We start from the raw sequence: 25,118 nt of genomic DNA, 5'->3' as shown, positions 1-25,118 counted from the left end.
GTCACAGACGCGGGGTGTCGAGCCCTTTGAGGCAGCGGTCAGGTGGGCCTTCGCTGCGGTAGGCTTCGGCCCCGCAGGCTACGCAGTGGTATTTGCGCAGCGCGCCTTTGTCCCCCGCCCGGTCTTCGCGCCAGCGGCAGTCCCGCGTGGGCGCGTTGCGACGGGCAAAGATCAGCACGATCACAAAGACGATAACGATGACGAAGGGCAGGATCATGGGAAAAACCAAAGGCCCGGCGCTTGGCCGGGCCTTCCTGTCGGATTGGGTGGATTAGACGGTGCGCTCGACCATCAGTTTCTTGATATTGGCAATCGCCGCCGCCGGGTTCAGCCCCTTGGGGCAGGTCTTGGCGCAGTTCATGATCGTGTGGCAGCGGTAGAGCTTGAAGGGGTCTTCGAGGTCATCCAGACGCTCGCCCGTCGCCTCGTCCCGGCTGTCGATGATCCAGCGGTAGGCATGCAGCAGGGCCGCTGGCCCGAGGTAGCGGTCGCCGTTCCACCAGTAGCTGGGGCAGGAAGTCGAACAGCAGGCGCACATGATGCACTCATACAGACCGTCGAGCTTGGCGCGATCGTCGATCGACTGTTTCCACTCCTTGCGCGGCTCGGGCGTGTCGGTCTCCAGCCACGGTTGGATGCTGGCGTGCTGGGCGTAGAAGTGAGTCAGATCGGGGATGAGGTCCTTGACCACCGGCATATGCGGCAGCGGGTAGATCTTCACCACGCCGTTGATCTCTTCCATGCCGTAGGTGCAGGCCAGCGTGTTGATCCCGTCGATGTTCATCGCACAAGAGCCGCAGATACCTTCGCGGCAGGAGCGGCGGAAGGTCAGCGTGGGGTCGATCTCGTTCTTGATCTTGATCAGAGCGTCGAGAATCATCGGCCCGCAATCGTCCATGTCGACGAAATAGGTATCCAGCGCCGGGTTCTTCCCGTCATCGGGGTTCCAGCGGTAGATGTGGAACTCGCGCAGATTGGTCGCCCCTTCGGGCTTGGGCCATGTCTTGCCGCTGGTCATGCGGGAGTTCTTGGGAAGCGTCAGTTGAACCATTATGCGTCTCCTAAAGCGTCATGCCAGCTGCGGGCGCGGCGGCCAGCAGGCAGGTACGGGTCTCGGGGCGCGACAGGATGGTGCGCACGGTGCCCGTTGTTGTGTCGTCCACGCCGACCACGGTGGCGCGGGCCAATTCGCGCAGCTCCAGCGCGTCAGCATTGTCGATGATGCAATCGGTGAAGGGGGTGATCAGCTCTTTCGGCACCTGCGGAAAACGGGTGGCCAGAACCTCGGTCACCACGCCTTTGGAGGTCTGGCGGGCGGTGTCATCCACCGCCTGCTGAACCTCCACACAGGCCGACAGGCCGAGCAACGTGGCCGCGATGAGTGCTGTGCGGACCATCAATACACCCGTGCCTTGGGGGCGATCTTCTTCATGTCGATGCCGCCTTCATCCTCTTTTGTCAGCGGATCAAGGTGCACGGCGCGGTAGGTCAGCTTGGCATCGTTGCCGTCGAACCAGGCCAGCGAATGCTTGCGCCATTCGTCGTCGTTCCGGTCCGGATAATCCTCATGCGCATGCGCGCCCCGGCTCTCTTTCCGCGCGGCGGCGGCGGTGATCGTGGCGGTGGCGTTGGGCATCAGGTTGGTCAGCTCCAGCGTCTCCATCAGGTCCGAGTTCCAGACGAGGCTACGGTCGGTGACATGCAAATCGTTCAGCTTGTCGGCCACGTCGATCATCTTCTTGCGGCCTTCCTCCAGCGTCTTGTCGGTGCGGAAGACGGCGGCATCGGCCTGCATAGTCTTTTGCATCTCAAGGCGCAGTTCGGCAGTCGGCGTGCCGCCCTTGGCATTGCGCAGACCGTCGAAGCGATCGAAAGCCTTCTCGACCGATTTGAGGTTCGGCGCGGGCACCGGGCTGTCGGCGTCGACGATCTTGGCGGCGCGGATCGCGGCGGCGCGGCCAAAGACCACGAGGTCGATGAGCGAGTTGGAACCCAGACGGTTCGCCCCATGTACCGAGGCACAGCCCGCCTCGCCCACGGCCATCAGGCCGGGTGCGATGGCGTCGGGGTTGTCCGCAGTCGGGTTCAGCACCTCGCCCCAATAGTTCGTGGGGATGCCGCCCATGTTGTAGTGCACGGTGGGCAGCACCGGGATCGGCTCTTTCGTGAGGTCCACACCGGCAAAGATGCGTGCGGATTCCGAGATGCCCGGCAGGCGCAGGTCCAGCGTCTCCGGCGGCAGGTGGTTGAGGTGCAGGTGGATGTGATCCTTATTCTCGCCCACACCGCGGCCTTCGCGGATCTCCATCGTCATGCAGCGCGAAACAACGTCACGGGATGCTAGGTCTTTATAGGTCGGCGCGTAGCGTTCCATGAAACGCTCGCCCTCGGAGTTGGTCAGATAACCCCCCTCGCCGCGCGCGCCTTCGGTGATCAGGCAGCCCGCACCGTAGATGCCGGTGGGGTGAAACTGAACGAATTCCATGTCTTGCAGCGGCAGACCCGCACGGGCCGCCATGCCGCCGCCGTCGCCGGTGCAGGTATGCGCCGAGGTCGCCGAGAAATAGGCGCGGCCATAGCCGCCGGTCGCCAGCACGACCATCTTGGCGCTGAACAGATGCATGGTGCCGTCGTCAAGCTTCCAACACAGCACACCTTGGCAGACACCGTCGTCCGACATGATCAGGTCGATGGCGAAATATTCGATGAAGAATTCCGCGCTTTGCTTCAGCGACTGGCCGTAAAGCGTGTGCAGGATCGCGTGACCGGTCCGGTCAGCGGCGGCGCAGGTACGCTGCACGGGCGGGCCTTCGCCGAATTCCGTGGTGTGGCCGCCGAAGGGACGCTGATAGATCTTGCCCTCTTCGGTGCGCGAGAAGGGCACGCCGTAATGCTCAAGCTCGTAAACCGCCTTGGGCGCTTCACGGGCGAGGTATTCCATCGCGTCGGTATCTCCCAGCCAGTCCGAGCCCTTGACCGTGTCATACATATGCCACTGCCAGTTGTCGGGGCCCATGTTGCTCAAGGACGCGGCGATGCCACCCTGCGCCGCCACGGTGTGGCTGCGGGTCGGGAACACCTTTGAGATACAGGCCGTGCGCAGCCCCTGCTCCGCCATGCCCAAAGTCGCGCGCAGACCAGCACCGCCTGCACCCACCACGACAACGTCATATTCGTGGGTTTCGTATTCATATGCTGCCATTTAATCGGTCTCCCGTTTGGGCGTATTGTTACAGGGCGAGCTTGGCGATGGCGAAAACGCCGACCGCTGCTGCGCCGTAGCTGATGATGGTCATCACGATGAGGGCGACTTTGTTGGCCAGCCCATGGACATAGTCCTCGATCAGCACCTGCACGCCGTCATTGAAATGTTTAAAGCCCACGATCAGCGTCAGCGCCGCCACGATGGCCGGGAAGGGCCGCGCGTAATAGGCAAGGATCTCTTCATAGCTGCCGCCGAGCGCACTGCCGAAGGTAAAGACGAACAGCGGGATCAGAACCAACAGCGCCAGCGAGGAGACTTTCATCGCCCAGAAATGCGCGGTGCCGGTTTTCGCCGAGCCAAGGCCGCGGGCGCGTTTGCGATCTGTCATGTATGCCATGGTGTCGCTCCTCAAACGATGATGATGGTCAGGATGGTCAGCACGACCGATCCGATCAGCACGGTCCAGCCCAGCTTTTCCGCGGTGGGGATATCGAGCATGCGGCCCGTGTCCCAGATCAGGTGCCGAACACCGGCCAGCGTGTGATACCACAGGCCCAAGAGCGACAGGGTAAAGACCAGATCACCGAACCAGCTGGTCATGATCCCGTTCACCGTGTCGAAATACTCAAGCGACGTGGCCGCGGCGAGGAACCACCACACGATCAGCAGCGCGGTGATCAGCATCGCGTTGCCGGTGATCCGGGTGAGAATCGACGTCATGGAAGTCAATTGGGGGCGATAAATCGTCAAATGCGGGGATAGCGGGCGGTTACCCCGGTTCACATCGGCCATGGCGCGGTCCTTTGTCCTGTGCTTTGTCCTGTGCTTTGCATCTTGATAGCGGTTTTTACAGGACTGTCACGGGGAACTGCGGGGAATCTGCGGGGTTTGGGCGGTGTTTCGGTGGAAAAATGACAGAGTGATGTGGTCCTGCCCGCTTTTGTGATCACAGCATATTATCGTGTGATCACAAAAATGCCCCCTCTCCCGAACGAAAAAGCGCGCCCCGATTGGGACGCGCTTTCGAACCCATATGCCGGGAAGCTTAGGCGAGGCTCTCATCGATGCCTTTGCAGGCTTCGACCAGACCTTTGACCGCGTTGACGGAGTTGTCGAACATCGCCTGCTCGTCTTTGTTCATCGAAATCTCGACGACACGCTCAACACCGCCTGCGCCGATCACGGTGGGCACGCCCACATAGAAGCCGTTCAAGCCGTAGGCCCCATCGACATGCGCCGCCGCGGGCAACACGCGCTTTTGGTCCTTGAGGTAGGCTTCGGCCATCTCGATCGCGGAGGTGGCGGGCGCGTAGAAGGCCGAACCGGTCTTCAACAGGCCCACGATCTCGGCGCCGCCGTCACGGGTGCGCTGCACGATCGCGTCGAGCTTGTCCTGCGTGGTCCAGCCCATCTTGACCAGATCCGGCAGCGGGATGCCTGCGATGGTGGAGTAACGCACCAGCGGCACCATCGTGTCGCCGTGGCCGCCCAGAACGAAGGCGGTGACGTCTTTCATCGAGACGTTGAACTCGGTTGCGAGGAAGTGGCGGAAACGCGCGGAGTCCAGCACGCCAGCCATGCCGCAAACCTTGTTGTGCGGCAGGCCCGAGAATTCGCGCAGCGCCCAGACCATCGCGTCAAGCGGGTTGGTGATGCAGATGACGAAGGCGTCGGGGGCGTGTTTGGCGATGCCCTCGCCCACGGATTTCATAACCTTGAGGTTGATGCCTAGCAGGTCGTCGCGGCTCATGCCCGGCTTGCGCGCCACACCGGCGGTGACGATGCAGACGTCCGCGCCCGCGATGTCAGCGTAATCTTGAGTGCCCGACATCGTGGCGTCGAACTTGCCCGAGGGGCCCGACGACGCGATATCGAGAGCTTTGCCCTCAGGGGTGCCCTCGGCAATGTCGAACAGGACGACATCGCCCAATTCTTTCAACGCTGCGAGATGGGCGAGAGTGCCGCCGATTTGCCCCGCGCCGATAAGCGCGATTTTGGGTCTGGCCATGGTCATGTCTCCGACAGAGGTTTCATTTGCGCCGGAGATACCGAAATGCGCGGTCCCGTGCAAGTTGCAGCACTGGCGGGCGGCTAACCCCTGCCCTCACCACGAAAAAGGCCGCCCCGAGGGGCGGCCAATTGCTGAACTTTAAGGCGAAGAATTAGTCGCCTTGGTACTCAGGCTGCGATTCCAGACGCTCTTCGGTGCTGTCGATGTAGATGCGCACGTCGTCGCCTTCCACGTTTTGCAGAACCTGAAGTTCGTCAAATGTCACGGCCACCGGCTTTTCGCCCAGACCAAGGAAACCGCCCACGTTGATGACAACACGGTCAATCTGGCCGTTGTCGCCGATCAGCAGCGAGTCGATTTCACCGACGGTCTCATCGTTGGCACCATAGACATAGGAGCCTTCGAGGTCTTCGGCGCTCATCTGCTCGATCATCTCGGCTTCGGCGTTGGCATAGCCTTCACGCTCAACTTCGGGGCGCGGCAGCAGTTCACGCTCAACGGTTTCGTCGCCTGTGATCACGGTGGTGTTGGCTTCGGCTTCGTTGACAGCTTCTTCTGTCTCGGCTTCGGCGTTCTCCATCATGGTTTCGGCTTCTTGCGCCATTTCCTCGGATTCGGCCTCTACGTCATTGGCCATCTCTTCGGTCTCGGCTTCAAGGTTCTCGGCCGTGTTCTCGGTGTCTTGCACCAGTTCCTCGGTCTCGGCCTCTACGTCATTGGCCATTTCCTCGGTCTCGGCTTCGACATCGTTCGCCATTTCTTCGGCTTCGGTCTCGCCATTGATGACGGTGACGTTCGCGTCAGTCTCGTTCATGGCGTCGCCTTCCATCTGCTCGCCGTCCATCATGGGGCGTTCGAACTCAGGCGCTTGCTCCAACATCTCTTTCGAGGTGTTCACAACGAGGAAGCGCTCACCGCCTTCATCGTTCAGGATGCGAATCTTGTCCATGGAGATGGATACGTCACGTTCACCCATGCCGAGGAAGCCGCCGATGCCAAGGATCACGGCAGTCACTTCGCCGTCCTGCGACACGATGATGTCGTTAATCTCGCCAATATCATCCCACTCCTGCTCGGCGCCATCGGCAACGGGGGTGGCCGCGTCAACTTCGGCTTCGGAGTTGTAGATGCGCATGCCGATCAGGTCGGATGCAAGGAAATCTGTCTGCTCTACGGCAACGTTGCCAAAGCCTTCGGAATGCGCGTCAGCAAAGGCTGCGCCGGTCATGGTCAATACGATGGCCGTGGTGCTCAGAAAACGTTTCATTGTAGGTCTCCTTCCAAAAATGAGCGTTGCTTGCTCTTCTGGAACCACAACCCGGATGGCCCTTTCCAGTTCCACGGCGGCACAAATAAATGGCGGGACTTCGCCCAAGCAGCGGCAGGCCCCAAACACGGAAAAGGCGGCCCCAGGCCGCCCGCGCTTCCACGATATATTCCGCCCTCAGGCGTCTTCGCCCTTGGCGGGCAACTCCTCTGCCAGCGTCTCGAACCCCTGGCCCGAGGCGACGAGACAGGTGATACCGTTGACCCCGGTGACCGTGATCGTCCAACTGCCCGTCTGGTTGGAGGCGAAAACCTCAACCACCGCATTATCGCCGCCCAGTCCCATGGACTGGCGCGTCTCGCCATAGCCATCGGCCAGCCGCAGCACCACATGATCGCGCGGCGCGCAATTGCGCGGCGTCTGCGCCTCGGTCGTGGTGGCCAACACAATCGCCGAAGCGGCGGTGAGCGCCGCGAGGTGAAGAAATTTAACGAAACCTGTCATAGCATCTGCCTTCGCATCGAAAGGCGTGATCCTTGGGGGATGGCAATGCGCCGTCTTTCGCACCGGCCCCAAAGCAGCCTTGGTTGAAATGACTGCATCCGCTGCGCTGGAAACTGCCTCAGATGCGACGCAACAGGGAGTGCGCCCCAAGGCTGAAAGACTGGTTAATCCGCCGCGCGGAAATCACCGCAACAGCTTCGCTGCGTCGCGGCATGTTTTGCCTTGAAGTTTTCGCATAAAAATGCCCCTCTGTGCGCAACAATGTTAGGCGGCCAGCGCGCCGCCCTGCCCGAGGAGCCTTTCATGACCGCCACAACCCGCCCCCTGCGTTCCGTTCTCTACATTCCCGGCTCCAAGCCCCGTGCCTTGGACAAGGCCCGCGGATTGGCCTGCGACGCGGTGATCTTCGACCTCGAAGATGCCGTCTCCCCCGATGAGAAGGTCGCTGCACGTGAAACATTGGCCGAGGCACTGGCCGAAGGCGGCTACGGCGCGCGGATGCGGGTGGTGCGGATCAACGGGCTCGATACCGAATGGGGCGCCGATGACGCCCGCGCCGCCGCCGCAATGAACCCCGATGCGATTCTCCTGCCCAAAGTCGGCTCCCCCGCCGATCTCGAAGCGCTGGCCGAGATCGTGGGCGACATCCCCCTTTGGGCGATGATGGAAACCCCCGGTGCGATGCTCAACGCCGCCGCCATCGCCGGACACCGCCAGTTGCAGGCCATGGTCATGGGCACCAACGATCTGGCGAAAGACCTGCAAACCCGCTTCCGCCCCGACCGGCTGCCGCTGATGACCGGCCTCGGGCTTTGCCTGCTGGCCGCCAAAGCGCATGGCGTGGCGATCATCGACGGGGTGTATAACGCGTTCAAAGACGAAGACGGCCTGCGCGCCGAATGCGAACAGGGCCGCGACATGGGATTCGACGGCAAAACGCTGATCCACCCCGCGCAGCTCGACATCGCGAATGCCGCCTTTACCCCGTCAGAGGAAGAAGCCGCCCTCGCCCGCCGCCAGATCGACGCCTATGAAGAGGCACAGGCCGCAGGTCAGGGCGTGGCGGTCGTCGATGGTAAAATCGTGGAAAATCTCCATGTTGCCACCGCCCGCGAAACACTGGCAAAACTGGCGGCAATTGCAGCCATGAGCCCGGAGCCTTCGCCATGACAATCCTCATCCTCGGCCTGATCCTTTGGATCGGGGCCCATCTCTTCAAACGCCTGATGCCTGCCCAACGGGCGCAGATGGGCACCGCAGGCCGGGGCGCGGTGGCCGCCGCATTGGTCGTGGCGCTGGCCCTCATCATCTGGGGCTATCGCGCGGCGGAGTTCATTCCGGTCTGGACCCCGCCGAGCTTCTTCATCCACATCAACAACCTGTTGATGGTGCTGGCCTTTTGGGTCTTCGGCTCCAGCGCCGCCAAGGGCGCCAAGGCATGGCCCGCCTATAAAACCCGCCACCCGCAACTGCTGGCGGTGAAGATCTGGGCCACGGCACACCTTCTGGTCAATGGCGATCTCGCTTCCATCCTGCTCTTTGCCACCATGCTGGGCTGGGCGGTGAGCGAGGTGATCCTGATCAACCGCGCCGAGCCGGGCTGGACACCCCCGCCCCACGCGGGCCGCGCTACCTATATCCGCCTCATCGTGATCTCCACGATCCTCTTCGTTCTCGTCGCCGGCATTCACACATGGCTCGGCGTCATCCCCTTCCCCCATTGACCCCGGAGCCTTCCATGAAAGTTTACCGCTTCCTCTCCGAAGAAGACACATCCGCCTTTTGCCACAAGGTCACCGATGCGCTGAACAAAGGCTGGGAGCTTTACGGCTCTCCCACCCAAACATGGGACCACAAGGCCGGGGTCATGCGCTGCGGCCAAGCCGTGGTGAAAGACGCCCCCGGCACCTATTCGCCCGACACAAAACTGGGCGAGCAGTGATGAGCAAGACCAACCGCGGCCGCTTTTTCGAAGACTACAAACTGGGCGAGGTGCTGCATCACGCGGTGCCCCGCACGGTCGGTGCGGGCGAACGTGCGCTCTATCACGCGCTCTACCCCGCCCGGCACGCGCTCTATTCCGCTGACAGTTTCGCGCAGTCCTGCGGGCTGAAGGCCAGCCCGCTCGACGATATGATCGCCTTTCACATCGTCTTTGGCAAAACCGTGCCCGATGTCTCGCTCAACGCCGTGGCCAATCTGGGCTATGCCCAAGGCCGCTGGCTGCGCCCCGTCTGGCCCGGTGACACGCTGCGCGCGGAAAGCGAGGTCATCGGCCTCAAGCAAAACTCCAACGGCAAGACCGGCGTCGTCTGGGTCCGCACCACCGGGCTGAACCAGAATGACGAAAAGGTGCTGGACTATGTCCGCTGGGTCATGGTCCGCAAAGGCGACCTCGACGCCCCCGCGCCCGAGACCGCCCTGCCGGACCTGCCCGATGCGCTGACCGTGGATCAATTGCACATCCCGCAGGGCCTCGACTTTACCAATTACGACTTCGCCCGCGCCGGGGAGCCGCACCGCTGGGGCGACTACGCGATCGGCGAAAAGATCGACCATGTCGACGGCGTTACGATTGAGGAAGCCGAACACATGATGGCCACGCGCCTGTGGCAGAACACGGCCAAGGTGCATTTCGACACCTCCGCCCGCCCCGACGGCTCGCGGCTGATCTATGGCGGCCATGTAATCTCCATGGCCCGCGCGCTGTCCTTCAACGGGCTGGCCAATGCGCAGATGGTCGTGGGGCTGAACGGCGGCGCCCATGCCAACCCCTGCCTTGCGGGCGATACCGTCCGTGCCTGGACCGAAGTGCTCGATAAGGCCGAGACGTCGGCCCCCGGTGTCGGTGCGCTGCGTCTGCGCCTTGTGGCGACCAAGGGCGGCGCCCCCTTCGAGCTGCGCGATGCGGCCGGAAAATACCGCTCCGAGGTTTTGCTTGACCTCGATTACTGGGCGCTCATGCCGCGCTAAACAGCCGGTCCGCCCCTTCGGTGGGGCGGCCTATCCCCCCTTATTCAAGCAAAAATCAGCCGATTCGGAGCTGCTGAGTGGAAATGTGATCACACGTAATTATCGTGTGATCACAAAACTCATTTTTAGCTGGCCAAACCCGGCTTTCTCCGAAAAAACCCTTACAGGAACGAAAGTCATCCCCATACTACGGGGCAACTGGAACAGAAACGGGACCGTTTTTATGAACATCCACGAATATCAGGCAAAAGCCCTCCTGCGCAGCTATGGCGCCCCTGTCTCCGACGGCCGCGTTGTGCTGAAGGCAGAAGACGCCAAGAACGCAGCCGGCGAAATGGACGGGCCCCTTTGGGTTGTCAAAGCGCAGATCCACGCAGGCGGTCGCGGCAAGGGCAGCTTCAAAGAAGCAGCCGCTGGCGAAAAGGGCGGTGTGCGCCTTGCCAAATCCGTGGAAGAAGCGGCCGAGGAAGCCAAGAAGATGCTGGGCAAGACACTGGTCACGCACCAGACCGGCCCGGCAGGCAAGCAGGTCAACCGCATCTACATCGAAGACGGCTCGGATATCGAGCGTGAGCTGTACCTCGCCCTGCTGGTTGATCGCCAGACCAGCCGCATCTCCTTTGTCTGCTCCACCGAAGGCGGCATGGACATCGAAGAAGTCGCCGAAGCGACACCTGAGAAAATCCTCAGCTTCTCCGTCGATCCGGCGACCGGCTACCAGCCCTACCATGGCCGCCGCGTGGCCTTCTCGCTGGGCCTCGAAGGCGCTGCCGTCAAACAATGCGTCAAGCTGATGGGTCAGCTCTACAAAGCCTTCATCGAGAAGGACATGGAGATGCTGGAGATCAACCCGTTGATCGTCATGCCCGGCAACGACCTGAAAGTGCTTGACGCCAAGGTCGGTTTCGACGGCAACGCCATGTACCGCCACCCCGACATCGCAAACCTGCGCGACGAGACCGAGGAAGACGCCAAGGAACTCGAAGCCTCCAAATATGACCTGAACTACATCGCGCTCGACGGTGAGATCGGCTGCATGGTGAACGGCGCGGGTCTGGCGATGGCCACCATGGATATCATTAAGCTCTACGGTGCGGAGCCTGCCAACTTCCTCGACGTGGGCGGTGGCGCGACCAAGGAGAAGGTGACCGAGGCGTTCAAGATCATCACCTCTGACGAGAACGTCAAAGGCATCCTCGTCAACATCTTCGGCGGCATCATGCGCTGCGACGTCATCGCCGAAGGCGTTGTCGCCGCGGTGAAAGAAGTCGGCCTGCAAGTGCCGCTGGTTGTCCGTCTCGAAGGCACCAATGTCGAAGAAGGCAAGGCGATCATCAACAACTCCGGTCTCGACGTCATCGCCGCCGACGACCTGAAAGATGGCGCGCAGAAGATCGTGAAAGCGGTCAAAGGCTAAGCCTTTTCGGCCATGCCTGCGGGGCACTGTGCCCCGCAGGCATGGCCGATATCACCGTTCCCGCCGCCCCATGACGGCGGGGGCAGATGCGACGACACCGCGCCGCGCCCACCCGATGATGCAATGAGGTCAGTATGGATCAATCTCCCAAATCCTCCCCCGTTCTGACGGGTATTGCGCTATTGGGGGCTGGAATTCTGATCCGGCAGTGGCAACCCGCGGCCCTGCGTCTGCCCGAAGCCGCCACCCACCGCCGCCGCGACCGCGGGTTGCGCCGCGCCGCGCGGAAATCCCGTGACGGGCTGGCGATGATCCTGCCGTCAAACTTCACCGGCTCCATCGGCCGCAGCCTGATGATCATGGGCGCGGGTCTGCTGACCCTGCGGGTGCTGGACCTGCTGGTCGATCAAGATGCGCAACTTTACTGATGCCCGTGCTGTCGCTCGCCCCCTTTATTCAACATGCGGCCAAGCGCGACGGCGCCCCGCGAAAGGCGGGCCTATGACACAGGCGCTTGCCTCTTCCCGCGCGGGCTGGTGGGTGATCCTTGCCCTGATCCTGGCCTTTGCCGCGCAGATGGTCGTCGTGAACGGCCTGCCCGCCGCCACCCAAACCACGCTACTGGCCGAAGGCGGCTTTTACGAAAGCCTCTCCGTCGTGGGTTACATCCTTTGCATTCTCGCATTGGTCTGGACCCTGCGCGGCGCGGTGTTGCGGGTCTGGTATCTGCCGCTGGTACTCGCGGTCATGGCGGCGCGTGAGTTGGACCTCGACAAAAGCCTGTTCACCCGCGGCCTGTTTAAAGCCCGGCAGTATACTGGTGAGGGCGTCCCGCTGGGCGAAAGGCTGATCGCCGGGTTGATCCTTGCGCTGATCGTCACCGCGATCCTGCTGATGCTCTGGCGTCACGCCCGGCCCTATCTCACGGCTCTGTTTCGGGGCCGCGCTTGGGCGGGGGCCGTCCTGCTAGGGATCGGCTTCACCGTCGCTTACAAACTGCTCGACGGCATCGCGCGCAAACTCGCCCCCTTGGGGATCGAGGTCAGCGCCGATGCCGAACGCACCGCCTTCGTCGTCGAGGAGATCGGGGAGCTTGGCATCCCGGTCATGTTCCTCGCCGCCATCCTGCTGTGGCCCGGCCCTGCGCCTGCCACGGTCCATCCCACCAACCGGGCGCACCGCGTCTGACGCCCCCGGGGCCTGCCCCCGGGATTAAACATCACCGACCAAGGAAGAAATCATGGCCGTACTAGTCAACGAAAACACCAAAGTCATCTGTCAGGGTCTGACCGGCTCACAGGGGACGTTCCACACCGAACAGGCCATCGCCTATGGCACCAAGATGGTCGGCGGCGTGACACCGGGCAAAGGCGGTCAAACGCATCTCGATCTGCCGGTCTTCAACTCCGTGCATGAAGCCAAACACGCGACCGAGGCCAATGCCTCCGTGATCTACGTCCCGCCCCCCTTCGCCGCCGACTCGATCCTTGAGGCGATCGACGCCGAGATGGAACTGATCGTCTGCATCACCGAAGGCATCCCGGTGCTCGACATGGCCCGCGTCGCCCGCGCGCTCGAAGGTTCCAAATCGCGCCTCATCGGCCCGAACTGCCCCGGTGTCATCACGCCTGACGCCTGCAAAATCGGCATTATGCCGGGCCACATCCACCGCCGCGGCTCCGTCGGCGTCGTGTCGCGCTCGGGCACCCTGACCTATGAGGCCGTCAAGCAGACCACCGACATGGGCCTCGGCCAGTCCTCTGCCGTGGGCATCGGTGGCGACCCGATCAAAGGGACCGAGCATATCGACGTGCTGGAGATGTTCCTTGCCGATGACGAGACACAGTCGATCATCATGATCGGCGAAATCGGCGGCTCCGCCGAAGAGGAAGCGGCACAGTTCCTCGCCGATGAGAAGAAGAAGGGCCGTTGGAAGCCCACAGCCGGTTTCATCGCGGGCCGCACCGCCCCTCCCGGACGCCGCATGGGCCACGCGGGCGCGATTGTCGCCGGTGGCAAGGGCGACGCGGAGAGCAAGATCGAAGCAATGAAAGAAGCCGGTATCGTCGTGGCAGACAGCCCCGCCACATTGGGCGAAGCGGTCAAAGAAGCGATCGACAAGGGCTGATGCCCGCCGGGCGGGCCATGGCCCGCCCATTGACCCACTCCGCAAAGCACTATGTTTTGCGGGGTCTTGATAAAAACCACCCGGCGCCGCCGACAGCGAAGGAGGGCAAGATGCACATTCAGACCGCGGTCAATCTCTGCCCGCTTTCGCCCGGGGCCGGCCCGCGGGCAAGCGCCCGATCCGGCGGCCCCGCAGGGCCCTGCGCCTCCGCCTTCGATACCTATGGCCCCCCGCCCCGGGCCTGACTATAGACCGACCCTGATTCTGACCCTGTCCCGTCTGCCCCGCCGAACAAAGGTGACCCAATGACCGACCAACCCGCCAACGAACAATTCCACGCATCTTCCTTTATGGAAGGCGACAACGCGGAATATCTTGAGGCGATGTACGCCCGCTATGCCAATGATCCCAACGCGGTTGACGAGGCATGGCAAACGTTCTTTGCGGCGATGGGCGATGACGCCGAAACCGCGCAGGCCGAGGCCGCTGGCCCCTCTTGGGCGCGCCCCGATTGGCCCCCCGCCCCCCAAAGCGAGGTGATGGGCGCGCTGACCGGCGTCTGGCCCGAACCGACCGAGGCGAAGGCCGCAGGCGAGAAGATCAAGAAAAAGGCCGAGGAAAAGGGCGTTCCCGTTTCCGACGATCAAATCCGCGCCGCCGTGCTCGACAGCATCCGCGCGCTCATGCTGATCCGCGCCTACCGCATCCGTGGCCACCTCGCCGCGACGCTCGACCCTCTGGGTATGCGCGACATGGGCGAACAGCCCGAGCTTGACCCCAAGTCCTACGGTTTCACCGATGCGGACATGGACCGCCCGATCTTCATCGACAATGTGCTGGGCCTCGAAGTGGCCACTATGAAGCAGATCGTCGGCATCGTCCGCTCGACCTACTGCGGCACCTTCGCGCTGCAATATATGCATATCTCCGATCCCGAGCAGGCCGGTTGGTTGAAAGAGCGGATCGAAGGCTACGGCAAGGAAATCGCCTTTACCAAGGAAGGCCGCAAGGCGATCCTGAGCAAGCTGGTCGAAGCCGAAGGTTTTGAAAAGTTCCTGCACGTCAAATACATGGGCACCAAGCGTTTCGGCCTTGATGGCGGCGAAAGCCTTGTCCCGGCGATGGAGCAGATCATCAAGCGCGGCGGCCAGTTGGGCGTCAAGGACATCGTCATCGGCATGCCGCACCGGGGCCGCCTCTCGGTTCTCGCCAATGTCATGCAGAAGCCCTACCGCGCGATCTTTAACGAATTCCAAGGCGGCAGCTTCAAGCCTGACGATGTGGATGGCTCGGGCGATGTGAAATACCACCTCGGCGCCTCCTCGGACCGTGAGTTTGACGGCAACTCCGTGCACCTGTCGCTCACCGCGAACCCCTCCCACCTTGAGGCGGTGAACCCCGTGGTGCTGGGCAAGGTCCGCGCCAAGCAGGACCAGCTCAACGACGAGGACCGCACCGCCGTCATGCCCGTGCTGCTGCACGGTGACGCGGCTTTTGCGGGCCAAGGTGTCGTGGCAGAATGTTTCGCGCTTTCGGGCCTCAAGGGCCACAAGACCGGCGGCACCATGCATATCGTGGTAAACAACCAGATCGGCTTTACCACCGCGCCGCATTTCTCGCGCTCCTCCCCCTATCCGACCGACAACGCGCTTGTGGTCGAGGCGCCGATCTTCCACGTCAACGGCGATGACCCGGAGGCCGTGGTCCATGCCGCCCGCGTCGCGACCGAGTTCCGCCAGAAGTTCCACAAGGACGTGGTCATCGATATCTTCTGCTACCGCCGCTTTGGTCACAACGAAGGCGATGAGCCGATGTTCACCAACCCGGTGATGTACAAGAGCGTCAAGAAACAGAAAACCACGCTGAGCCTTTATACCTCGCGTCTGGTGGCCGACGGTCTGATCCCCGAGGGTGAGATCGAAGACATGAAGACCGCCTTCCAGAACCATCTGAATGATGAGTTCGAAGCCGGAAAAGACTACCGCCCGAACAAGGCCGACTGGCTGGACGGCAAATGGTCCGGCATGGACAAAAAGAACAAGTCCTACCAGCGCGGTAAAACCGCCATCGCCCCCGAAACGCTGCAAGATGTCGGCAAGGCGATCACCACCGCGCCCGACAGCTTCCCGCTGCACAAAACCATCGGTCGTCTGCTCGACGCGAAAAAGAAGATGTTCGAAAGCGGTGAGGGCTTTGACTGGGCCACGGCTGAGGCGCTCGCCTTCGGCTCCCTGCTGACCGAGGGCTACAAGGTCCGTCTGTCGGGTCAGGACAGCACGCGCGGCACCTTCAGCCAACGCCATTCGGCCTTCATCAACCAAGAGAACGAAGACCGTTACTACCCGCTGAACCACATCCGCGAAGGTCAGGCCGAGTACGAAGTCATCGACTCCATGCTCAGCGAATATGCGGTGCTGGGCTTTGAATATGGCTACTCTTTGGCCGAACCCAATGCGCTGACGCTTTGGGAAGCGCAGTTCGGCGACTTCGCCAATGGCGCGCAGATCATGTTCGACCAGTTCATCTCCTCCGGTGAAAGCAAATGGCTGCGCATGTCGGGCCTCGTCTGCCTGATGCCGCATGGCTACGAAGGTCAGGGGCCCGAGCACTCCTCGGCCCGTCTGGAGCGTTTCCTCACCATGTGCGGCGGCGACAACTGGATCGTGGCGAACTGCACCACGCCCGCCAACTACTTCCACATCCTGCGCCGCCAGCTGCACCGCAGCTACCGCAAGCCGCTGATGTTGATGACGCCCAAGTCGCTGCTGCGCCACAAGCTGGCCATCAGCAAAGCCGATGAATTCACCACCGGTTCGAGCTTCCACCGGGTGCTCTGGGATGACGCCGAAAAGGGCAACTCCGACACCAAACTGGTCGCGGATGACAAGATCAAGCGCGTGGTGATGTGTTCGGGCAAGGTCTATTACGACCTGCTGGAAGAGCGCGACGCCCGCGGCATCGACGACGTCTACCTCCTGCGCTTCGAGCAGTTCTACCCCTTCCCCGCGCAATCCGCCGTGAAGGAGCTGGAACGCTTCAAAGGGGCCGAGATGATCTGGTGTCAGGAAGAGCCCAAGAACCAGGGTGCATGGTCCTTCATCGAGCCCAATATCGAATGGGTTCTGGGCCGCATCGACGCGAAACATGGCCGCGCCTCCTATGTGGGCCGCGCCACCTCGGCCTCGCCCGCCACGGGTCTGGCCAGCCAGCACAAAGCACAACAAGCCGCCCTCGTTGACGAGGCGCTGACCATCAAAGGAAAGTAAACCATGACAAGCGAAGTACGCGTCCCAACGCTGGGCGAATCCGTCACAGAAGCCACCGTTGCCACATGGTTCAAGAAACCCGGTGATACCGTCGCGGTGGATGAAATGCTCTGCGAGTTGGAAACCGACAAGGTGACTGTCGAGGTGCCCTCCCCCGTCGCTGGCACCCTGAGCGAGATCGTGGCGCAGGAAGGCGACACCGTGGGTGTCGATGCCCTTCTGGCCAATGTCAGCGAAGGCGACAGCGGCTCTGCCGCGGCGCCCAAAGCCAAGGAAGCCGCGCAGGACGAACAGGCCGTGTCGCAATCCGACCGCGGCGGCGATGCGCCCAAATCGATCGACGCAGGCTCCGCCGATGTGGCTGCCCGTGAGGGCGACAGCATCGACGTACAGGTGCCGACACTGGGCGAGTCGGTGACCGAGGCCACCGTCAGCACGTGGTTCAAGAAAGTCGGCGACAAGGTCGAACAGGACGAAATGCTCTGCGAGCTTGAGACCGACAAGGTCAGCGTCGAAGTGCCCTCCCCCGCTGCGGGCGTGTTGGCTGAAATCCTCGCCGACGAAGGCACCACCGTCGAGGCTTCGGCCACGCTGGCCGTCCTGTCCTCCGGTGCTGGCGCTGCCGCGCCGAAAGGCGAAGACGCCAAGTCCGGCGCCGGGGCCGCGCCCGAGACCAAATCCGCCGGCGGCAAGGACGTCGAAGACGCGCCCTCGGCCAAGAAAGCCATGGCCGAAGCGGGCATCAGCCGCGATCAGGTCACAGGTTCGGGCCGTGACGGTCGCGTGATGAAGGAAGACGTGGCCAAAGCCGTGGCCGCAGGCGCCTCCGCGCCGAAAGCCGAGGCGAAACCCGCAGCACCCCGCGCTGCCTCCGCCCCCGATGACGCCGCCCGCGAAGAGCGCGTCAAGATGACCCGCCTCAAGCAGACTATGGCGCGCCGCCTGAAGGAAGCGCAGAACACCGCCGCGATCCTGACGACCTTCAACGAGGTCGACATGACCGAGGTCATGGCCCTGCGCAACGCCTACAAGGCCGACTTCGAGAAGAAGCACGGCGTGCGGATGGGCTTCATGTCCTTCTTCACCAAGGCCTGCTGCCACGCGCTGAAAGAGATCCCCGAGGTCAACGCCGAGATCGACGGCACCGACGTGATCTACAAGAACTACGTCCACATGGGCGTCGCCGCAGGCACGCCCACGGGCCTCGTGGTGCCGGTGATCAAGGACGCTGACGCGATGTCCTTTGCCGAGATCGAGAAGGCCGTGAACGCCATGGGCAAGAAAGCCCGTGACGGCAAGCTCACCATGGCCGACATGACCGGCGGCACCTTCACCATCTCCAACGGCGGCGTCTACGGCTCGCTGATGACCGCGCCGATCCTGAACCCGCCGCAGTCCGGCATCCTCGGCATGGCCAAGATCCAGGACCGCCCGATGGCGATCAACGGTGAGGTCGTGATCCGTCCGATGATGTATATCTCGCTGAGCTACGACCACCGCCTGATCGACGGCAAAGGTGCTGTGACCTTCCTCGTCCGCGTCAAAGAGATGCTGGAAGATCCGCGCCGTCTGTTGATGGATCTGTGATACTATGGGCGGGGGGCGACCCCCGCCCTATCGCTATACGGCCCGTCGCTCTTAGAAGAATGATAGGCGAAGTTTCAGATCGAATTATGTAGTCTGAAGTTGTTGCATCATTCTATTTAAGGAGAAGGCCATGAGAACCGCAGATTTAGCCAATACATTTGCCGATCGATATCACAATGCCGCAGAACGACAGGTGGTCGTGTCGATTCACCTCTTCGGGATTGAGTTTGCCGAGCAACTCAAAGGCCAGAACATTCAAGAGATCTGTGAGCTCGCAAGAGTACCGAAATCATATGGCACCGAGATTCGAAAAGGTATGCGATTGGCTCCTCATGTGGAGCTAAAGAAATGACCGAAACAACCCTCCTCGCCGCCTATGGCCTTCTGGTCATGCTGACGATCCTCTTGCAGGTGCTGGGCGCGACCCGGCAACTCTCGATGGGCTACCTGATGTCCTCGCGCGACGAGACGCGCACCACCACTGGCATGACCGCCCGTCTGGGCCGCGCGCTTGATAACTCCGTCGTGGCCATGGCGATCTTCGCCCCCGCCGTGCTGCTGGTCGAGATCATGGGCCGCAACAACAGCGCCACCTTGCTCGCCGCACAGGTCTTTTTGCTGGCGCGGATCATCTATTTGATCGTCTACGCCCTCGGCGTGCCGACGATCCGCACGCTGGCGTGGCTCGCAGGCTATGCCGCCACCGCCGTTCTTTATTTCCACGCGCTCTGAAAGGCATTCCCATGCAGATGATCTGCCACTTCGACGTCACCGATTTCGCCGCTTGGAAAGACGCATTCGACGCCGATGCCGAGGCGCGGCGCAATGCGGGGCTCTCGGTGCTGCAAATCTGGCAACATGCCGACAGCGGCACGAAAGCCTCTGTCCTGTTGGATGTGAACGACCGCAAAAAGGCCGATGACTGGCTCACCCGGTCCGATGCGCTCAGCAGCGATGACAAGGGCACCGTGACCAGTTCCACCGCCTATTTCGTGAAATCCGCATGAGCGCCGAGCTGACCGTCCTGACCCTCGCGGCTCTGTTGCAAGGGGTGCAATTCGTGCTCTACGCCGTGCCCGCCAACCGTGAGCTTGGCCCCGGCTACACCATGTCGGCGCGCGACCGTGAGCCGTCGCGCGCGATGAGCGACCGCACCGCCCGTCTGGGCCGTGCGCTCGACAACCATTTCGAAGGGCTGATCCTTTTCGGCATCGCCGTGGGCGTGGTGCAGATGTCGGCCCAAAACACCGCCTTCACCGCCGCCTGCGCTTGGGTCTATCTCATCGCCCGGCTGCTCTATGTTCCCGCCTATGCGCTTGGCCTGCGCCCGCATCGGTCGTTCATCTGGATCGTCGGTTTCGCCGCGACCATGCTGATGCTGCTGGCGGCCCTCATTTAACCCTATCCTCAAACACCCGCAGGCAGCGGCGCTTGCACCTGAAACCCGCGCCTCATACCTTGCCTGCACCACCCGACTGCTAAGGAGACCCCCATGTCGAGCTATGATGTCATCGTGATCGGCTCCGGCCCCGGCGGCTATGTCGCCGCCATCCGTTGCGCGCAACTGGGCCTGAAAACCGCCTGTGTCGAAGGCCGTGAGACCCTCGGGGGCACCTGCCTCAACGTGGGCTGCATCCCCTCCAAGGCGCTGCTCCACGCCACGCATATGCTGCATGAGGCCGAGCATAATTTCGAAGAGATGGGTCTGAAGGCGAAAGCGCCGACCGTCGATTGGAAGCAGATGCTGACCTACAAAGACAAGACGATCGAGACCAACACCAAGGGCATCGAATTCCTATTCAAGAAGAACAAGATCGACTGGCTCAAGGGCTGGGGTTCGATCCCCGAAGCGGGCAAGGTCAAGGTCGGCGATGAGGTCCATGAGGCCAAGAACATCATCATCGCCTCCGGTTCTGAGCCCGCGGGGCTGCCGGGCGTCGAGGTCGATGAGAAGACCGTCGTAACCTCCACCGGCGCGCTGGAACTGGGCCAGATCCCCAAGAAGATGGTGGTGATTGGCGCAGGCGTGATCGGGCTGGAACTGGGCAGCGTTTACGCGCGTCTGGGGACCGAGATTACGGTCGTCGAATATCTCGACGTGATCACCCCCGGCATGGACCCCGAGGTGCAAAAGACCTTCCAACGCATGCTGAAAAAGCAAGGGCTGAACTTCGTCATGGGCGCTGCCGTGCAGAAGACCGAAGTCGCCAAAGGCAAGGCCACGGTCAGCTACAAGCTCCGCAAGGACGACAGCGAACATGAGATTGAAGCCGATGCCGTGCTCGTCGCCACAGGCCGCAAGCCGGTGATCAAAGGCATGGAGCTCGACGATCTCGGCATCAAGATGACCGAGCGCGGCCAGATCGCCGTCAACGAGCATTGGGAGACCTCTGTCAAAGGCGTCTATGCCATCGGCGACGTGATCGAAGGCCCGATGCTGGCCCATAAGGCCGAGGACGAAGGCATGGCCGCCGCCGAAGTGATCGCGGGCAAGCATGGCCATGTGAACTACGGCGTGATCCCCGGCGTGATCTACACCCACCCGGAGGTCGCCAGCGTGGGCGAGACCGAGGCGACGCTGAAGGAAGCGGGCCGGGCCTATAAGGTCGGCAAATTCTCCTTCATGGGCAACGCGCGGGCCAAGGCGGTCTTTGCCGGCGACGGTTTCGTCAAGCTCATCGCGGATAAGGAGACCGACCGCATCCTCGGCTGCCACATCATCGGCCCCGGCGCGGGCGATCTGATCCACGAGGTCTGCGTGGCGATGGAATTCGGTGCCTCGGCGCAGGATCTGGCGATGACCTGCCACGCGCACCCGACCTATTCCGAAGCCGTGCGCGAAGCCGCACTGGCCTGCGGCGACGGGCCGATCCACATGTAAGACGACGGGGCGGGCCAAGGGTCCGCCCCTTTTCGTTGCGCAGGCGGCGCTCGCTGCGGCTATCGCGCGTTAACATCCCTGCCCTACAACCTCCCCCGTCGCGACATTCACGGAAGACGAGGCCCCTCGCGGGTCATGTCGATACGTAGAGACATGCAGGGTGACGCCTGTCTTTTCCACCACCCTCGGCGGCGCCGCCACTTTCAACGGCTTCCTAAATTTCTGAGTTTGCGTCCAGCGAAACCATCGTTTCAGCGGGCACTACGGCATGCCGACCAATCGCAAAGGGCAGCGCCGACCCGCGGGGTGGTGCTGAAAGCGCCGCCCCAGGGGGGCGGGTCGGCGCTGCCCGGCCTGCGGCCGGGCGGGTCATTCCGAGAGCCCCTCGAAGACCAAAAAAGCGAGCCCCCCGCGCCTACCCTGCCTCCGCAGGCCGCCACCCCGCCTCGCGCAGCAGCGCGTCGGAATGGCTCTCCACCTCCTGTTCCAACCGCGCCATGAAGGTGCGCTTGTCCAGCCCCGGCTCGATCGGCTCCAGAAACTCCACCACGGCCAAGCCCGGGCGGCGGTAGAGGCCCCGGCGTGGCCAGAAGTAGCCCGCATTGGTCGCCGCAGGCACGCAGACCTGCCCCAGTTGATCGTAAAGCACCGCCGTGCCGACTTTGTAAGGCGCGCTCAGCCCCGGGGCGACACGGGTGCCTTGGGAATAGATCACGATCTGCCCCGGCTCCACCCGGCCCGCGTTCACGTCTTCCATCATCTTGGTGATCGCCTGCCCGCGCTTGCCCCGGTTCACGGCGATCATCTGCATCCGCTTGGTGTACTGCCCGATCACCGGCGTCCAAAGCACCTCGCGTTTCATGATGAACTTGGCCCGCGGCAGGGCGTGGAAGATCATGATGATATCGAGGAAAGACTGATGTTTGGCCGCGATCAGAACCTCACCCTCGGGGATTTGGCCGCGCACTTCGCAGCGCAAGCCGATCAGCCAACGCGCCGTCCACATGGCCCAAGCGGCATAGGCTTTGCAGCCCGCATAGGCCCCGCGTTTGGAGAACATCGCCCAAGGCGCGAAGGCCAGCCCGATCACCGGCATCGCCACGGTCACCTGCACGATATAGAGGATCGAGCGGACCCATTGCAGCAGCTTCATGTCAACTCCCTCAATGTACGCCGCGCGGCAGCCCCGGTGGCGGCAAAGGCGACCGCGCCGACGAGGAACGGCACCATCAGCGGCACGGCCCAATGCCAGCCTTGGAAGCCCAAGCCGGTCAAAAATCCGCCTGCCTCGCCCGCGTCAGGCAGCAACACCACCGCGATCATGCCCAAAGCCGTGCCCGCCGCCGCACCCAGCAGCGCGCGCAGGGTGAAACGGCGAATGAAGGCCCGCGCGATATAATCATCGGTCGCCCCCACCAGCCGCAGCACCGCGATCACCTGCGCATTGGCCGCAAGCGCCGCTTGCGCGGCAAGCGTCACCATCGCGGCCACCGCAGCCCCGATCAGCAGCGTCGAAATCCAGCCCAAAAGGCGCAAACGGCTCGCCGCCGCGACCAGCGGCGCGCGCCAACGGCTGTGATCGTCCAACACCGCGCCCGGCACCTCAGCCGACAGGCGCAGGCGCAATCCAACAGGGTCCAACCCCTCGCCTTCCTCGACCACTTCGATCAGGCGCGGCACCGGCAGGTTCTCCATCGCCAATTCCGGGCCGAACCACGGGGCGAGCAGCTCTTCCTGCTCCGCATCCGTCAGGGCACGGGCCGAAGCCACGCCCTTGGTCGTCTGCAACACCTTCAAAGCCGCATCCGTCTGGGCCGCGCGTTGATCCAGCGGCGCCACGATCCGCACCGTCGCCGACTGCGCCAACTCCTGCCCCCAGACCTGCGCCAAACGGCCCGAGGCCAGCGACAGCGCCAAGGCAAAAACCGCCAGAAAGGCCATCGCCCCCGCTGCGAAAAGCGTCAGTTGCGCGGTGAACCCCGAAGGCGGCACCACGCGGTCGGCCTGCCGGTCGCCTTTGAAAATCGCGCGCAGGGCGCCCAGATCGAAGCGCTTCACAGATCCGCCCCCGCCAGTTGAATGCGCCGGTTCGCGATGCGCAAGACGCGGGCCTGCACATGCGCTTTGGTGGCGCGGATGAGGCCCAGATCATGGGTGGCGATCAACACGGTCTTGCCCATGCGGTTCAACTCGATCAGCAGCCGCAGCAGCCGCTGGGACATCTCCCAGTCGATGTTCCCCGTCGGCTCATCGGCGAGGATCACATCGGGCGACATGATCACCGCACGTGCCAAGGCGGCCCGCTGCCGCTCCCCGCCCGAGAGCTCAGGCGGCAGGGCGTCGGCGCGGTTGGTGAGGCCAACCCAAGACATCAACTCTTCCAGATCCGTGCCCCCCGCCTCGGCCCCACGGCCCGAGACATTCAGCGGCAGGGCCACATTCTCGGTCAGCGGGAGGTGATCGAGGAATTTCACGTCCTGATGCACCACGCCGACGCGGCGGCGCATCAGCGCGATGTCATCGCGCCCCAGCCCGCGCACGTCTTGCCCGAACATCCGCAGATGCCCCGCCGTGGGCAAAAGCGCCCCGTAGCAGAGCTTCATCAAGGTGGTCTTGCCCGCGCCCGAGGGGCCGGTCAGAAAATGGAAGGATCCGGGGGCGAGTTTCAGCGTGATGTCGGACAGCAATTCGCCCCCGCCATAGCTGTAGGCCACATTTTCGAGCTCTATCACGCATCCACCTTAAAAAACTTCGACCTGTTGTGCCTCAGCACCGGAAAGGATTCAATCACTCAGAACCCCAGCACCCTGCCCAGATATCACTTTTCCTACGTTATTCTAGGACATATGCTGCCCGTTACGATCTCAGAGCACCGAACGAACCCAGGAATGACCATGCGGCTGATCTGCCCCAACTGCGACGCGCAATACGAAGTCCCCGACGATGTGATGCCGGCGGCGGGGCGTGATGTGCAATGTTCCAACTGCGGGCAGACGTGGTTCCAGCATCACCCCGACAATGCGCCAGAGGCCGAAGAGGATGATTTCGCCGACGACGTGATGCGGATGAAGCAGCGCGGCTCGGATGAGGACACGGAAGCCGCCGCAGCGGCCAGCCTGCCCGATTTGCAGCCCTTCGGCGATGAAGAGGAAGACGCGCCCTTCGAAGACGATCAAGACGACGACTTCGAAGACGAATTCGACCCCGAGGAGGAAACGCCCCAACCCGCTCCCGCCGCGCCGGTGCGCCGCCCCCTCGACCCCGCCATCGCGGAAATCCTCCGTCAAGAGGCCGCGGCAGAGCAAGAAGCCCGCCGCCGCCGCCAGTCGGAACCGCTGGAAAGCCAGCCGGACCTTGGCCTAGACGACGCGCCCCGGCCCCAGCCGCAGCCAAGGGCTGAGATTGCGGCGGAAGACCATGTGCCCGAGGATGAAGACGCCCGCCGCGCCCATGAGGCGCGCCTGCGCATGGCCAAGATGCGCGGAGAGCCGGTCCCGGAAAGCGAGGTCGACGCCTATGGCAGCGCCTCGCGCCGCGATCTTCTGCCCGATATCGAAGAAATTAACTCGACCCTGCGCCATGACGGGCAAGAGGGCGCGCAGGCCGGGCCCACCCCCACCGCCGCGCTCGACCGCCCCGAAAAGCCGCAGAAATCCGGCGGGTTCATGCGCGGTTTCACTATAATGATCGTATTGGCCGCCATCCTCGCGGCGGTCTATGTCTACGCGCCCGAGATCGCGCAGTCCCTGCCGCAGGCCGATCCCTATCTGTCGTCCTATGTGGCATGGATGGACGATGCGCGGCTCTGGCTCGACGGGCAGTTGCAAGACCTGCTGGTCTGGCTCGACACCGTGGCGACCCAATCTCAGGGCTAACCCC

28 protein-coding genes are annotated in these 25,118 nt (G+C 62.9%); 16 read left to right on the top strand and 12 right to left on the bottom strand.

What is annotated here, in order from left to right; all coding sequences use genetic code 11:
• Position 1: 1 nt before the first annotated feature.
• From ACGYK9_RS06080 to ACGYK9_RS06040, 9 genes are all read right to left on the bottom strand, one after another.
• Positions 2–217, bottom strand: a complete 216-nt coding sequence (locus ACGYK9_RS06080; protein WP_067261889.1) for a hypothetical protein — start codon at positions 215–217, stop codon at positions 2–4.
• A 54-nt stretch (positions 218–271) separates the two neighbouring features.
• Positions 272–1,051: a succinate dehydrogenase iron-sulfur subunit gene (locus ACGYK9_RS06075; protein ID WP_067261891.1), complete on the bottom strand. Its 780-nt coding sequence runs from the start codon at positions 1,049–1,051 to the stop codon at positions 272–274.
• Positions 1,052–1,061: 10 nt separating this feature from the next.
• Entirely contained in the window at positions 1,062–1,397 is a 336-nt protein-coding gene (locus ACGYK9_RS06070) for a hypothetical protein (protein ID WP_394413111.1), read from the bottom strand.
• A complete protein-coding gene (sdhA, locus tag ACGYK9_RS06065; RefSeq protein WP_322329225.1) occupies positions 1,397–3,202 on the bottom strand; it encodes a succinate dehydrogenase flavoprotein subunit in 1,806 nt (601 codons plus the stop codon). Before sdhA ends, ACGYK9_RS06070 begins: the two co-directional genes overlap by 1 nt.
• Before the next feature lie 28 nt (positions 3,203–3,230).
• The gene (gene sdhD, locus ACGYK9_RS06060) at positions 3,231–3,602 is read right to left on the bottom strand and encodes a succinate dehydrogenase, hydrophobic membrane anchor protein (RefSeq protein WP_067261896.1); all 372 of its coding nucleotides are present in this window, start codon (positions 3,600–3,602) and stop codon (positions 3,231–3,233) included.
• Positions 3,603–3,613: 11 nt separating this feature from the next.
• Positions 3,614–3,997 carry a succinate dehydrogenase, cytochrome b556 subunit gene (gene sdhC, locus ACGYK9_RS06055; RefSeq protein WP_067261898.1) on the bottom strand — a complete coding sequence of 128 codons (384 nt, stop codon included), beginning with the start codon at positions 3,995–3,997 and terminating at the stop codon, positions 3,614–3,616.
• Between the two features lie 253 nt (positions 3,998–4,250).
• Positions 4,251–5,213 carry a malate dehydrogenase gene (gene mdh / locus ACGYK9_RS06050; protein WP_394413108.1) on the bottom strand — a complete coding sequence of 321 codons (963 nt, stop codon included), beginning with the start codon at positions 5,211–5,213 and terminating at the stop codon, positions 4,251–4,253.
• A 154-nt stretch (positions 5,214–5,367) separates the two neighbouring features.
• Entirely contained in the window at positions 5,368–6,483 is a 1,116-nt protein-coding gene (locus ACGYK9_RS06045; RefSeq protein ID WP_394413105.1) for a PRC-barrel domain-containing protein, read from the bottom strand.
• Positions 6,484–6,660: 177 nt separating this feature from the next.
• A complete protein-coding gene (locus ACGYK9_RS06040; RefSeq protein WP_271689346.1) occupies positions 6,661–6,987 on the bottom strand; it encodes a hypothetical protein in 327 nt (108 codons plus the stop codon).
• 303 nt (positions 6,988–7,290) lie between these two features.
• Here ACGYK9_RS06040 and ACGYK9_RS06035 point away from each other — a divergent pair, with 303 nt between their 5' ends.
• The 15 genes from ACGYK9_RS06035 (at position 7,291) to lpdA (ending at position 21,239) form a co-directional block, all read left to right on the top strand.
• A complete protein-coding gene (locus ACGYK9_RS06035) occupies positions 7,291–8,157 on the top strand; it encodes an HpcH/HpaI aldolase/citrate lyase family protein (RefSeq protein ID WP_394413102.1) in 867 nt (288 codons plus the stop codon).
• Positions 8,154–8,711, top strand: coding sequence for an NnrU family protein (locus tag ACGYK9_RS06030; protein ID WP_394402592.1), 558 nt, complete (start codon positions 8,154–8,156; stop codon positions 8,709–8,711). Before ACGYK9_RS06035 ends, ACGYK9_RS06030 begins: the two co-directional genes overlap by 4 nt.
• 14 nt (positions 8,712–8,725) lie before the next feature.
• A complete protein-coding gene (locus tag ACGYK9_RS06025; protein WP_067261906.1) occupies positions 8,726–8,929 on the top strand; it encodes a DUF1737 domain-containing protein in 204 nt (67 codons plus the stop codon).
• Positions 8,929–9,960: a MaoC family dehydratase gene (locus tag ACGYK9_RS06020; RefSeq protein ID WP_394413099.1), complete on the top strand. Its 1,032-nt coding sequence runs from the start codon at positions 8,929–8,931 to the stop codon at positions 9,958–9,960. The genes ACGYK9_RS06025 and ACGYK9_RS06020 overlap by 1 nt, the downstream gene beginning before the upstream one ends.
• 223 nt (positions 9,961–10,183) lie before the next feature.
• A complete protein-coding gene (gene sucC / locus ACGYK9_RS06015) occupies positions 10,184–11,377 on the top strand; it encodes an ADP-forming succinate--CoA ligase subunit beta (RefSeq protein ID WP_394413096.1) in 1,194 nt (397 codons plus the stop codon).
• Positions 11,378–11,511: 134 nt separating this feature from the next.
• Entirely contained in the window at positions 11,512–11,805 is a 294-nt protein-coding gene (locus ACGYK9_RS06010) for a hypothetical protein (protein WP_394413093.1), read from the top strand.
• A 73-nt stretch (positions 11,806–11,878) separates the two neighbouring features.
• Positions 11,879–12,565 carry a hypothetical protein gene (locus ACGYK9_RS06005; protein WP_394413090.1) on the top strand — a complete coding sequence of 229 codons (687 nt, stop codon included), beginning with the start codon at positions 11,879–11,881 and terminating at the stop codon, positions 12,563–12,565.
• Between the two features lie 52 nt (positions 12,566–12,617).
• Complete coding sequence (gene sucD, locus ACGYK9_RS06000; RefSeq protein WP_067261915.1) at positions 12,618–13,505, top strand: succinate--CoA ligase subunit alpha; 888 nt, start codon at positions 12,618–12,620, stop codon at positions 13,503–13,505.
• Between the two features lie 305 nt (positions 13,506–13,810).
• Positions 13,811–16,771, top strand: a complete 2,961-nt coding sequence (locus tag ACGYK9_RS05995; RefSeq protein ID WP_394413087.1) for a 2-oxoglutarate dehydrogenase E1 component — start codon at positions 13,811–13,813, stop codon at positions 16,769–16,771.
• Positions 16,772–16,774: 3 nt separating this feature from the next.
• On the top strand, positions 16,775–18,358 hold the full coding sequence (gene odhB / locus ACGYK9_RS05990) for a 2-oxoglutarate dehydrogenase complex dihydrolipoyllysine-residue succinyltransferase (protein WP_394422439.1): 1,584 nt from the start codon (positions 16,775–16,777) through the stop codon (positions 18,356–18,358).
• A gap of 130 nt (positions 18,359–18,488) precedes the next feature.
• Complete coding sequence (locus ACGYK9_RS05985; protein WP_271689337.1) at positions 18,489–18,710, top strand: hypothetical protein; 222 nt, start codon at positions 18,489–18,491, stop codon at positions 18,708–18,710.
• Positions 18,707–19,090 carry an MAPEG family protein gene (locus ACGYK9_RS05980; RefSeq protein ID WP_322329214.1) on the top strand — a complete coding sequence of 128 codons (384 nt, stop codon included), beginning with the start codon at positions 18,707–18,709 and terminating at the stop codon, positions 19,088–19,090. The genes ACGYK9_RS05985 and ACGYK9_RS05980 overlap by 4 nt, the downstream gene beginning before the upstream one ends.
• Before the next feature lie 11 nt (positions 19,091–19,101).
• Positions 19,102–19,365, top strand: coding sequence for a hypothetical protein (locus ACGYK9_RS05975; protein ID WP_394413732.1), 264 nt, complete (start codon positions 19,102–19,104; stop codon positions 19,363–19,365).
• Positions 19,362–19,757: an MAPEG family protein gene (locus ACGYK9_RS05970; RefSeq protein ID WP_394413729.1), complete on the top strand. Its 396-nt coding sequence runs from the start codon at positions 19,362–19,364 to the stop codon at positions 19,755–19,757. Before ACGYK9_RS05975 ends, ACGYK9_RS05970 begins: the two co-directional genes overlap by 4 nt.
• A 93-nt stretch (positions 19,758–19,850) precedes the next feature.
• Positions 19,851–21,239 carry a dihydrolipoyl dehydrogenase gene (gene lpdA, locus ACGYK9_RS05965; protein ID WP_394413726.1) on the top strand — a complete coding sequence of 463 codons (1,389 nt, stop codon included), beginning with the start codon at positions 19,851–19,853 and terminating at the stop codon, positions 21,237–21,239.
• 415 nt (positions 21,240–21,654) lie between these two features.
• Here lpdA and ACGYK9_RS05960 read toward each other — a convergent pair whose 3' ends face one another.
• From ACGYK9_RS05960 to ACGYK9_RS05950, 3 genes are read right to left on the bottom strand one after another with little or no spacing between them, the layout of a single operon-like run.
• Positions 21,655–22,392, bottom strand: a complete 738-nt coding sequence (locus tag ACGYK9_RS05960) for a lysophospholipid acyltransferase family protein (RefSeq protein WP_394413723.1) — start codon at positions 22,390–22,392, stop codon at positions 21,655–21,657.
• On the bottom strand, positions 22,389–23,297 hold the full coding sequence (locus ACGYK9_RS05955; RefSeq protein ID WP_394413720.1) for a cell division protein FtsX: 909 nt from the start codon (positions 23,295–23,297) through the stop codon (positions 22,389–22,391). The genes ACGYK9_RS05960 and ACGYK9_RS05955 overlap by 4 nt, the downstream gene beginning before the upstream one ends.
• Positions 23,294–23,971, bottom strand: coding sequence for a cell division ATP-binding protein FtsE (locus tag ACGYK9_RS05950; RefSeq protein WP_067261931.1), 678 nt, complete (start codon positions 23,969–23,971; stop codon positions 23,294–23,296). Before ACGYK9_RS05950 ends, ACGYK9_RS05955 begins: the two co-directional genes overlap by 4 nt.
• 162 nt (positions 23,972–24,133) lie before the next feature.
• On the opposite strand from ACGYK9_RS05950, the gene ACGYK9_RS05945 reads away from it, so the two are divergent.
• Positions 24,134–25,114: a zinc-ribbon domain-containing protein gene (locus tag ACGYK9_RS05945; RefSeq protein WP_394413716.1), complete on the top strand. Its 981-nt coding sequence runs from the start codon at positions 24,134–24,136 to the stop codon at positions 25,112–25,114.
• Positions 25,115–25,118 lie beyond the last annotated feature (4 nt).

It is taken from the genome of Sulfitobacter sp. 1A15258, from assembly GCF_043557045.1.
Taxonomy (GTDB): Bacteria; Pseudomonadota; Alphaproteobacteria; order Rhodobacterales; family Rhodobacteraceae; genus Sulfitobacter; species Sulfitobacter faviae.
The sequence above is the reverse complement of the archived record's forward strand: the minus strand, read 5'-3'. Positions and strand labels throughout refer to the sequence as shown.